We start from the raw sequence: 10714 nt of genomic DNA, 5'->3' as shown, positions 1-10714 counted from the left end.
CGGTGCGGGGAAAATTGGGTGGTCGCCGTGGTTTCACCGTTGCCGAGATTCCGGTAACGTGGCCCGTGCGGGCACGCAGCGCTGCCGATTTCTGCTATCCGGACCAGATGACCGAACTTGTCCCGTATCCGATTGGCCGACATCTGCCGGATGATTGATCCGGCGCGTGCACCGGCGGCCGCAGCCGTCAACGCCGAACTTCTATTGGCAGGTTGGTCGTCGGATTCGAGATGGCGTGCTCCGCAGTGAGCGCGCTACGGACAACAGATCATGCCCAAGCTCAACTCTGTTTTGTTCTACGGCGGTGCCCAGCCGCTTCGCGCATTCCTCAATCCCTGCATCATCGATGTGACAAGTGCGTGTCATTGGTGAATTTGTTTTTTTTCGCTTGATTGAATCCCTGTCGCACTGGATAGAATGCTACGCGTTCCTGATGAATACGGAACGGTTCGTACATTTTTGTCGCTTCGACTATAGCTAAAAAACTGGGGATCCAGACATGCGAGACAACGGAGCACCGACGATGCTACCCGAGGAAATCGTCCCACTCGGCGACATCGAAAATATTGCACGACGCCATTTCGTGATGGGGCTCGGTGCAACGCTTCTGGCCGGATGCGGCGGCGACGGAAGCAACGCGGTTACAGGCGGTGAGCGTACATCGGCAAACGGCACCGGCCAGGCGTCCGGAGTTGCTCCAGCTTCGGACGGTATCGACGCAGGGGCGATGTCGGCAGGCACTGCCCAAACCCGCGCCTTCACGCATCCCGGTTTGCTGCATACCGAGGCGGATTTCGAACGCATGCGCGCCAAAGTCGGCGCGCACGCTTCCCCGTGGATCGATAGCTGGAACGTGCTGGTCGCCAACGGTCACACGCGCCTGACGAACAAGCCGAACCCGCAGGTCGGCATCTATCGCGGCAACGATCCCACGCATGGTCAGAACTACGGCGCTCTCTACAACGACATCGCCGCCGCCTATGGCGACGCGCTGCGCTGGAAGGTGTCGGACGACAAACGCTATGCCGACAAAGCCGTGGAGTATCTGGACCAATGGGCCTCGACGCTGACGACGCTTGGCGGCAGCGATGTGGCGCTCGCCGCTGGCATCTACGGCTACGAGTTCGCCAACGCAGCCGAAATCATGCGCGGCTACAGCGGCTGGAGTCCGGCCGGACTCGCCGCATTCCAGGCGATGATGCGCAATGTCTTCTACCCGGTCAGTCACGCTTTCCTGACCCGTATCGACACCGCGATGGACACGCACTACTGGGCCAACTGGGGCCTGGCCAACATCGCGTGCGTCCTGGCCATTGGCGTGTTGTGCGACGATGCCGAGCTCGTCAACGAGGCCATCACCCATTTCAGGACCGGTGGCAGTAACGGTTGTATCCGGCAAGCCGTGTACTACCTGCACCCCGGCAACCTCGGGCAATGGCAGGAAGCCGGCCGGGACCAGGGCCACAGCACGCTCGGCATTGCATTGACGGGCGCCATTTGCGAGATGGCGTGGAATCAGGGCATCGACCTGTACGGCTATGACAACAATCGCTTTCTGGCGGGCGCGGAATACGTGGCCAAGGCCAACCTGAAGCAGGCAGGCGGCGCGTTCTACACGGTGCCTTTCGTCACGTACCAGAACAGCGCCGGCGTCATCCAGACGCAGTTCGCCGCCGGCGGGCAAGGCGACGCCCTGGGGCGGCCCTGCTGGGCGCTGGTGGCCAACCATTACATCAACCGCAAAGGTCTGGCGGCGCCTTACACCCAGCGCGCTGCCGAGCTTGTGGCACCGGAAGGCGGCGGCGGCAACTACGGCCCCAACAGTGGCGGCTTCGACCAGCTTGGCTACGGCACGCTCACCTGCACGCTCGACCCCGGCACCCCTGCCGCAACGCCGACCGGCCTGTCCGGCTACGCCAACGCGGGCAAGGTGGTGCTGTCGTGGTGGGGCAGCAGCAACGCCGTCAGCTACAACGTCAAGCGCGCCACCATTGCCGGCGGACCGTACAGCACCATCCGGAGCGGTATCACCGATCTGCTGACCTATACCGATATGCCAGCCGCTGCCGGCACGTATTTTTATGTCGTAACAGCGCAAACGATTGCGGGCGAATCGGCGCCCTCCAACGAAGTGAAAGTGATCACGGCGCAGCAGCTGCTTGCGCACCTCACCTTCGATGAAGGCAGCGGCATCACGGCCGCCGATAGCTCGGGCAACGGGCGCAATGGCACGCTCAACGGCGCAACGTGGGCAGCGGGGCACAGCGGTAACGCGGTCTCGCTCAACGGCTCGGGCGCGTATGTGGCGTTGCCCGACGATCTGCTGGCCGATGTGTCGGACTTCACCATCGCCTCCTGGGTGTTCTGGAACGGCGCGCAAACGTGGGCACGCCTGTTCGACTTCGGCACGGGCTTCCACCGCTACATGATGTTCACGCCGCGCGGGCAGTTGCGCAACGGCTGGGCCGGCATGCGCTTCGCCATGACGGCCAACGGCCCCGGCGACGGCCCTCCGGAACAGATCATCGACGCCCCCACCGAGCTGCCGAGCAAGCGATGGGTGCATGTGGCCGTCACGCTATCGGGTTCGACCGGCACGATGTACGTGGACGGCATGCCCGTCAGCACCAACACGGCGATGTTCCAGGCGCCGTTCCGCTTGGGCAGCACCACGCAGAACTGGCTGGGCAAATCGCAATACAGTGCCGACGCCACGTTCAACGGCCTGATCGACGATTTCCGCATCTATCGCGGTGCGCTCAGCGCTGCGCAGATCGCATCGCTCCTGGCGAATTGATTGCGCTGGGCCCGATGGCGGGCCCAGCGATGGACCTCTTCCTTTAAGGATTTCTTCGATGACCGCGTTTTCTCAACGATGGATTGCCGCTGCGGCGATGGCGTGTGCGTTATGGGGCTGTGGCGGCGGATCCGATAGCGCGACAGGTGTGACCAATGCGGGTGCCAATGTAGCCGCTAATCGTAGTCAGATCGGCGGAAATGGCAGCGGCAGCAACCTGCCGGCGGCCAGTTGGACCAGTGTCAAGTGGGGCGGGGGCGGCTATGTCACCGGCCTCATCTACCATCCAGCCAACCCGAGCCTGCTGTACGCACGCACCGACGTTGGCGGCGCGTACCGCTGGAACGCGACCAACTCGACGTGGACGCCTATCACCGACGGCATCGGTTTCGGTGCAGGCGAGGGCGATTTCCACGGCGTCGAAAGCTTCGCGCTCGACCCGAACAACGATCAGCTCGTCTACATGATGACCGGCATTACCGTGACGCAGGGTCACAACGGCCGCATCTACATCTCGAGTGACCGTGGCAACACCTGGACGCACTACGACCTGCCGTTCCCGGTGGGCGGCAACGACAACGGCCGGGCCACGGGCGAGCGCCTGCAGGTCGACCCCAACAATCCCTCGACGCTGTTCTACGGATCGCGCACGGCCGGCCTGTGGAAGAGTGCCGATTCCGGCCGTACCTGGACGCAGGTCACGGGTCTGTCCTCCACTACGATCAGCGGCGGCGGCTCCCCGCTGGGCGTCGAGCAGGTCATCTTCGACACGTCGGGCACGGGCGGCGGCCAGCCGACCTGGATCATGTGGGCCACCGTCGCCCCGGATTACGCCAACGCGGCGGGCCTGACGTCGACCCTGTACAAGTCCACCAACGGCGGCTTCTCGTGGACGCCGGTGCCCGTCCCGCCGACGGTGTCCGGCTACTACATCCCGCACGTCGTGCGCACGTCCGACGGCAACTTCTACGTGGTGTTCAACGCGGGCGTCGGCCAGGGCATCGGCGGACCGAGCTATCTCTACAAGTTCGGCGGAAGTAACAACAGCAACTGGACGCTGCTCAACAGCTCCAACAGCAACGGCTTTGGCGGCCTGTCCGTCTCAGGTCTGGGCTCGTCCGCCCGCATCGCACTGGGCATGACCGGCTGGAGCGACACCAGCAAGACCATCCAGCTATCCGACGACGGCGGCAGTACGTGGCGCGAAATCGAGGCCGGCATGCCGCATACCGGCACTGCCTCGGGTGGCTGCGCCGGCTGGGTCGAGGGCGTCACCATCGACCCAGCCAATCGCGATCACGTCATGCACGTCCACGGCGGCGGCATCTGCGAAACCATGAACGCCTCGTCGCCCACGCCAACCTGGAGCCCCAAGGTCGACAACCTCGAGGAAACCGTGACGCTGGCGCTCGTTACGGCGCCGCCCGGCGCGTCGTACAACTTCATCAACAGCGCCGGCGACATCGGTACATGGGTCAATACGGACCTCTCGACGAGGCCGACGAAAGGCCCGTTGAACACGTGGAGCAGCGGCAATTCGGCCGATATGTCGTGGTTCGATCCGACGTACATCGCCGCCGCGGGCGTCGACAACGCCAACGGCCATGCCACCAAGGGCTTCTGGTCGGGCGACAGCGGCAATACCTGGGCGACGTTCGCGTCGCTGCCCAACGGCGCCGCGGCAAGCCAGAGCAACGTGGGCAACCTGGTCGTCCCATCCCGCAACAACGTGACGTGGGCACCGCCGGACTCGGTGCCGTCGTATACGACAAACAATGGCGCCAGCTGGACGGCGACCAACCTGCCGGCGTTCAGTGCCAAATGGAACGGCTTCCCGCGCGCCTACCGCCTGGCCGCGGACCGCAAGAACCCTAACAAGGTCTATGCCTACGACTCCGGCGGCGCACCGTGGAGCTGGCAGCGCGGCAAGATCTACGTCTCGAACGACGGCGGCCACACGTTCGCGCTGAGCCAGGGCTCCGTGAACGCGAACCTGGCCTGGAATTCGTGGCGGGATACGTCGATGGCGGTCAATCCGAACGCCGAGGGTGACCTCTGGCTGGCCGACGGCACGGCCGTGTACCACTCGGTGGACTCGGGGGCAACCTGGACGAAGCTCAGCGTCTTTGCGTCGACCAACGACACACCGGGCGCCACCGTGATCGCGTTGGGCAGGGCACCGACCGGTTCGTCGTACTCGGCCGCGGTCTACGTGGAAGGCACATTGAACGGCGTCTGGGGCATTTACCATTCCGACGACGGTGGTGCAACGTGGGCGCGCTTCAACGATGACGCGCACCAATTCGGCGACTCCGGCGTGATGGCCGGCGACTGGAACACGTATGGCAGGATTTACGTCAACGGCGCCGCTCGCGGTCTGATCTATAGCAATTGAGGTTGATCGACCGTAAGGGGTCCATTCTCGACGTCTACGTCACGGCGCTCTGACCGAGGAGCATAGGTGTCCACCGATTGGGAAGGTGGGCACCTATGGCCGACAAAGACTCTGAGTCGATCTTTTACCACTACGGTACGATCGCCTGCTCAAACTCTTGTTTCGTACAACGCGCGACAGGGGCTGCCGGCGCTGCTCGGGAGTTGACGCTGGTCTTCGCAAGGCTATGGTCAGTGCCAGCTTTGATTCGCGACGTGTACCTTCTGAGTCGCCGCGACGAGCGACGTCATTCGACACGGGGCGGTTCGAATAATTCGAACTGCCGCACATGGATTTCGCCAGGTGAACGCATGACCGGATCTGGCGCTATCTGCAAGCGGGCAGCCCAGCGATTCTCCCAGCGCCCGTGTCCACATCTAATCGAAGGCTACAAGTAGCGCCCCGCATCCGCATTAACCCTGATTAAAAAATCTTATCGCGGTGAAAAATTCCGCATCTTATTGAGCGGATATCGGCTCGCTATAGTGGCTCGCTTTCCCATCAGCAGGAGCCGCTTGATGACCACCGACGTCCGATTCACCGAAATCGACGATCTCATGCCCGCCGCCGGCGGCCTGCGCGAGATCCGCCATCACATTCACCATCACCCGGAACTCGCCTACGAGGAGCACGAGACGGCCGCGCTCGTCGCGGACAAGCTCGAGCAATGGGGCTGGCAGGTGACGCGCGGGGTCGGGCAGACGGGTGTGGTCGGCACGCTGCGGGTCGGCGACGGCACGCGCAGCATCGGCATCCGCGCGGACATGGATGCGCTGCCGATCCTCGAGGCAACCGGCCTGCCGTATGCGAGCGGCACGCACGGCAAGATGCACGCATGCGGCCACGACGGCCACACGACGATGCTGCTCGGCGCCGCGCAGCACCTCGCGAAGACGCGCAACTTCTCCGGCACCGTGCACCTGTATTTCCAGCCGGCCGAAGAGCACGGCGTCGACAGCGGCGCGAAGAAGATGATCGACGACGGCCTGTTCGAGCGCTTTCCGTGCGATGCGGTGTTCGGCATGCACAACCATCCGGGCGCGGCGCCCGGCGTGTTCCTCACGCGGCGCGGCCCGTTCATGTCGGCCGGCGACAAGGCGATCATCTCGATCGAGGGTGTCGGCGGCCACGCGGCGCGGCCGCACCTGACGGTCGACCCGGTGGTCGTCGCGGCGAGCATCGTGATGGCGCTGCAGACGATCGTCGCGCGCAACGTCGACCCGTCGCAGCCGGCGGTCGTCACGGTCGGCTCGATGCACGCGGGCACCGCGAACAACGTGATCCCGAACGGCGCGCGTCTCGAACTCAGCGTGCGTTCGTTCAGCCCCGCAGTACGCGCGCTGCTGAAGCGCCGCATCGTCGAACTCGCCGAATCGCAGGCCGCGAGCTACGGCGCGACCGCGCACGTCGAGTACATCGAAGGCTATCCGGTCGTCGTCAATACGGATGCCGAAACGGATTTCGCCGCGCAGGTCGCGCGCGAGCTGGTCGGCGACGCGCACGTCGTCGAGCAGGCCGACCTGCTGATGGGCAGCGAGGATTTCGCGTTCATGCTGCAGCAGCGGCCCGGCTCGTTCGTGCGGCTCGGCAACGGCGAAGGGGAAGACGGCTGCATGGTGCACAACCCGAAGTACGACTTCAACGATCGCAATCTGCCGATCGGCGCGGCGTTCTGGACACGCCTCGTGGAGCGTTACCTCGGGCAGTAATCCCGGCGGCGGCGCGTGGCCGGCGCTTCCGGCCGCATTGAGAGGAGAGACGAACGATGCAGAAAGACCATCTCGCGCTGCACCCCGCGTCGACGGGCGCCGCCGCAACCGATACGCGCGACGCACCGGCCGTCACGAAGCGCGGCGCGATCGCGGCGGCCGTGATCGGCAACTGGCTGGAGTTCTTCGATTTCACCGTGTACGGCTTTTTCGCAGTCCTGATCGGCAAGCTGTTCTTCCCGTCGAGCGACCCGACCACGTCGCTGCTGCTGTCGGTCGCGACGTTTGCCGCCGGCTTCTTCACGCGGCCGCTCGGCAGCGTCGTGCTCGGCGTCTATGCGGACCGCAAGGGCCGCAAGGCCGCGCTGAACCTGACGATCATGCTGATGGCGCTCGGCACCGGCCTGATCGCGATCGCGCCGACCTACGCACAGGCCGGCGTGGCCGCGCCGCTGCTGGTCGTCTGCGCGCGGCTGATGCAGGGCTTCTCGCAGGGCGGCGAGTTCGGCGCCGCGACGTCCACGCTGATCGAGCAGGGCGGCACGTCGCACCGGGCGTTCCGCGCGAGCTGGCAGCTCGCGACGCAGGGCGGTGCCGCGCTGATGGGTTCGGGTTTCGCGGCGCTGCTGTCGAACACGCTGACGAAGGATGCGCTCGAGGGCTGGGGCTGGCGCCTGCCGTTCTTCGTGGGCGTGCTGATCGCACCGGTCGGCATGTATCTGCGCCGCCGGCTCGCGGACGATGCGCCCGGCGACAGCCACCACGGAATCGAACGCGGCGTGCTGCGCGAGCTGTTCTCGCAGCACACGCGCACGGTGCTGCTGTTGATGCTGACGGTGATGGGCGGCACGGTGTCGACCTACATCCTGACCTTTTACATGCCGACCTACGCGATCCATACGCTCGGGCTGCCGATGAAGCTGTCGATGTTCGTCGGCGTTGCGTCGGGCTGCGTGATGCTGGTGACGTGTCCGCTGTTCGGCTGGCTGTCGGACCGTCTCGGCAGCCGGCGCATGCCGATCTTCGTCGGGCGCGGCGTGCTCGTCCTGCTGCTGTTCCCGGCGTTCTGGCTGATGAACCATCATCCGACGCTGTCCGTGATCCTGCCGCTGACCGCGCTGATGCTGTTGTTCTATTCGCTCGGGTCGGCATCCGAAATGGCGCTGATGTGCGAATCGCTGCCGCGCCATGTGCGCGCGACGGGGATCTCGATCGCGTATGCGCTCGCGGTGACGATTTTCGGCGGCACCGCGCAGCTGATCGCGACCTGGCTCGTGAAGACGACCGGCAGCACGCTCGCGCCGGCCGGCTATGTGGCCGCATGCGTGGTGCTGTCGCTGATCGCGGTCGCGATGCTGCGCGAGACCGCGCGCGAGTCGATGGACTGACGTGCCGCGCCGCGGGCGGTGAGCGGGGCCAGCCGAAGGGCCGAGAGTTTCGCGTTCGCCGGCGCGGTCGCCGAGGCTTTAGGACGGCACGTGCGACCGGATTGGGAAGATGTACTTCGATTTCTACCGGTACGGCGACTGACCCGCGCGCGCCGTTTTCCCCGCATTTTTCATTCGAGACCCTCGATGCAGATTCGCAACACGCCGCTCCTGTCGCCTTCGATCGGCACGCAGCGCACGCTGACGAGCTTTCATTTCGGGCCGGCCGACGCCGGCCGCAAGATCTACCTGCAGGCCGCGCTGCACGCGGACGAAACGCCCGCGATGCTCGCGGCGGTCGCGCTCAAGCAGCGTCTCGCGCAGCTCGACGCCGACAGCCGGCTCGCGGCCGAGATCGTGCTGGTGCCGGTCGCGAACCCGGTCGGGCTCAATCAGCATCTGCTCGGGCAATTCATCGGCCGGTTCGATCTCGCGAGCGGGCGCAACTTCAATCGCGGTTTCCTGCCGCTCGCGGACATCGCCGCACGCGCGCGCGACCGGCTCGGCGCGGATCCCGAACGCAATCGCGCGATCGTGCGCGAATGCGTCGGCGCGGCGCTCGACGAGATCGTGCCGCGCACCGAATTCGACGCGTTGCAGCTGGCGCTGCTGAAGCTGTCGCATGACGCCGATGTCGTGATCGACCTGCATTGCTCGCTCGAAGCCGTGATGCACGTGTACACGAGCGACACCGCGTGGCCGCAGGTCGAGCCGCTCGCGCGCTATCTCGGCGCGGCGGTGTCGCTGCTGGCCGAGGACTCGGGCGGCCACGCGTTCGACGATGCGCATCACCTGCTGTGGTCGCAGTTGCGGCAGCACCTGCCGGCGCGCACGCCGATGGCGGCGGGCGCGGTGGCCGTGACCGTCGAATGCCGCGGCCAGCGCGACGTGACGTATGAATACGCGGCGCGCGACGCCGACGCGCTCGTCGACTATCTGGTGTGGTGCGGCGCCGTGCGCGGCGAGCGCACGCCGTTGCCACCGCTTGTCGCGCCGGCCACGCCGCTCGCGGGCAGCGAGCAGTTCTACGCGCCGGTGAGCGGAATTCTCGTGCACCGCGCGGCGATCGGCACGACGATTCGCGCGGGCGATCCGCTGTTCGACATCGTCGATCCGCTGACCGACGCGATCACGACGGTATCGAGCAGCACCGACGGCGTGTTCTACATGCGGCGCGCGATCCGCTTCGTGACGGCCGGTGCGCCGCTCGGCCGCGTGACGGGGGTGGTGCCGATGCGCACGGGGATGTTGCTTGGCGCGTGACTGGCCGGGCGGCACGGTGACCGAGAGGCGCCACGCAATTTCGTTCTCGTCAAATTGACCCGGCTTTGCCGCGTCACTAAATTGGCGGTGCGGAGTTCGCTCCGCCCTCCGTGAGAAGGATGTTGCAATAGAGTCAGAGAGTTGAGCGGGCGGCGCATGCCGCCCGTCTTTTTATGTGCGAATTGTCGTATCGCCGACACGACAATCGAGGCAGCACACCGCGGCGCCCCGGCTGCGGGGGAAACGTCCCGCACGCGCCTGCCGGTCCGCCAGGCCCACTCACCCGCGCCGTGCCACCAGCTCCGACACCGTCTGCGCGGCCTGCTGCAGCGGCCCGAGAAACTCCTTCACCATCTGCTTCGCGGTATGCCGCTGCGCGTTACCGCTGATGTTCATCGCGGCGATCACCTGCCCGCGCCGGTTACGGATCGGCGCGGAAATCGACATCAGGCCCACTTCCAGTTCCTGGTCGACCACGGCCCAGCCTTGCTGGCGCGCCTGCGCGATCGTCGCCTTCAACTCGCCGATGTCGGTGATCGTGCGGGGTGTGTGCGCACGGATGTTGCTCTGCGCGAGCGTTTCGTCGAGCGCCGCGTCGTCGAGCGCGGACAGCAGCACGCGGCCCATCGACGTGCAGTACGCGGGCAGGCGGCTGCCGATCGACAGGTTGATCGTCATGATCTTGCGGGTCGGCACGCGCAGCACGTAGACGATCTCGGTGCGGTCGAGCACGGCGGCCGAGCAGCTTTCGTGGATCTGCGCGGACAATTGCTCCATCACCGGATCGGCGAGATTCCAGAACGGCATCGACGTGAGATACGCGAAGCCGAGCTCGAGGATCTTCGGCGTGAGCCGGAACAGCCGGCCGTCGGCCTCGACGTAGCCGAGCGTCTGCAGCGTCAGCAGGATCCGGCGCGCGCCCGCGCGGGTGAGCCCGGTGGCCGAGGCGACCTCGGTGAGCGTCTGCTCCGGGCGCTGGGCGTCGAACGCGCGGATCACCGCGAGGCCCCGCGCGAACGACTGCACATAGGAGTCGCCGGGTTTCGTCTGGATGTCTTCGGTTGTCATGAACGGTCGGATTGTC

At 65.7% G+C, this 10714-nt stretch carries 6 protein-coding genes; 5 read left to right on the top strand and 1 reads right to left on the bottom strand.

Annotated features, from left to right (window positions below; translation table 11 throughout):
* Positions 1-523 precede the first annotated feature (523 nt).
* The 5 genes from LMA02_RS28755 (at position 524) to LMA02_RS28735 (ending at position 9630) form a co-directional block, all read left to right on the top strand.
* Positions 524-2797 (top strand): LamG-like jellyroll fold domain-containing protein, encoded by a 2274-nt coding sequence (locus tag LMA02_RS28755; protein ID WP_228908479.1) that lies wholly within the window; start codon positions 524-526, stop codon positions 2795-2797.
* Positions 2798-2855: 58 nt separating this feature from the next.
* Positions 2856-5192 (top strand): WD40/YVTN/BNR-like repeat-containing protein, encoded by a 2337-nt coding sequence (locus tag LMA02_RS28750; RefSeq protein ID WP_228908478.1) that lies wholly within the window; start codon positions 2856-2858, stop codon positions 5190-5192.
* 557 nt (positions 5193-5749) lie between these two features.
* Positions 5750-6940, top strand: a complete 1191-nt coding sequence (locus LMA02_RS28745; RefSeq protein WP_228908477.1) for a M20 aminoacylase family protein — start codon at positions 5750-5752, stop codon at positions 6938-6940.
* Between the two features lie 56 nt (positions 6941-6996).
* The gene (locus LMA02_RS28740; RefSeq protein ID WP_228908476.1) at positions 6997-8328 is read left to right on the top strand and encodes an MFS transporter; all 1332 of its coding nucleotides are present in this window, start codon (positions 6997-6999) and stop codon (positions 8326-8328) included.
* A 186-nt stretch (positions 8329-8514) separates the two neighbouring features.
* Positions 8515-9630 (top strand): succinylglutamate desuccinylase/aspartoacylase family protein, encoded by a 1116-nt coding sequence (locus LMA02_RS28735; protein ID WP_228908475.1) that lies wholly within the window; start codon positions 8515-8517, stop codon positions 9628-9630.
* A 279-nt stretch (positions 9631-9909) separates the two neighbouring features.
* Here the strand turns inward: LMA02_RS28735 and LMA02_RS28730 are convergent, their stop codons facing one another.
* Positions 9910-10698, bottom strand: coding sequence for an IclR family transcriptional regulator (locus LMA02_RS28730; protein ID WP_165753879.1), 789 nt, complete (start codon positions 10696-10698; stop codon positions 9910-9912).
* Positions 10699-10714 lie beyond the last annotated feature (16 nt).

The organism is Burkholderia sp. B21-005 (assembly GCF_020843965.1).
Taxonomy (GTDB): Bacteria; Pseudomonadota; Gammaproteobacteria; order Burkholderiales; family Burkholderiaceae; genus Burkholderia; species Burkholderia ambifaria.
Note: the sequence above shows the minus strand (reverse complement) of the source record. Positions and strands in the feature narration are given on the sequence as shown.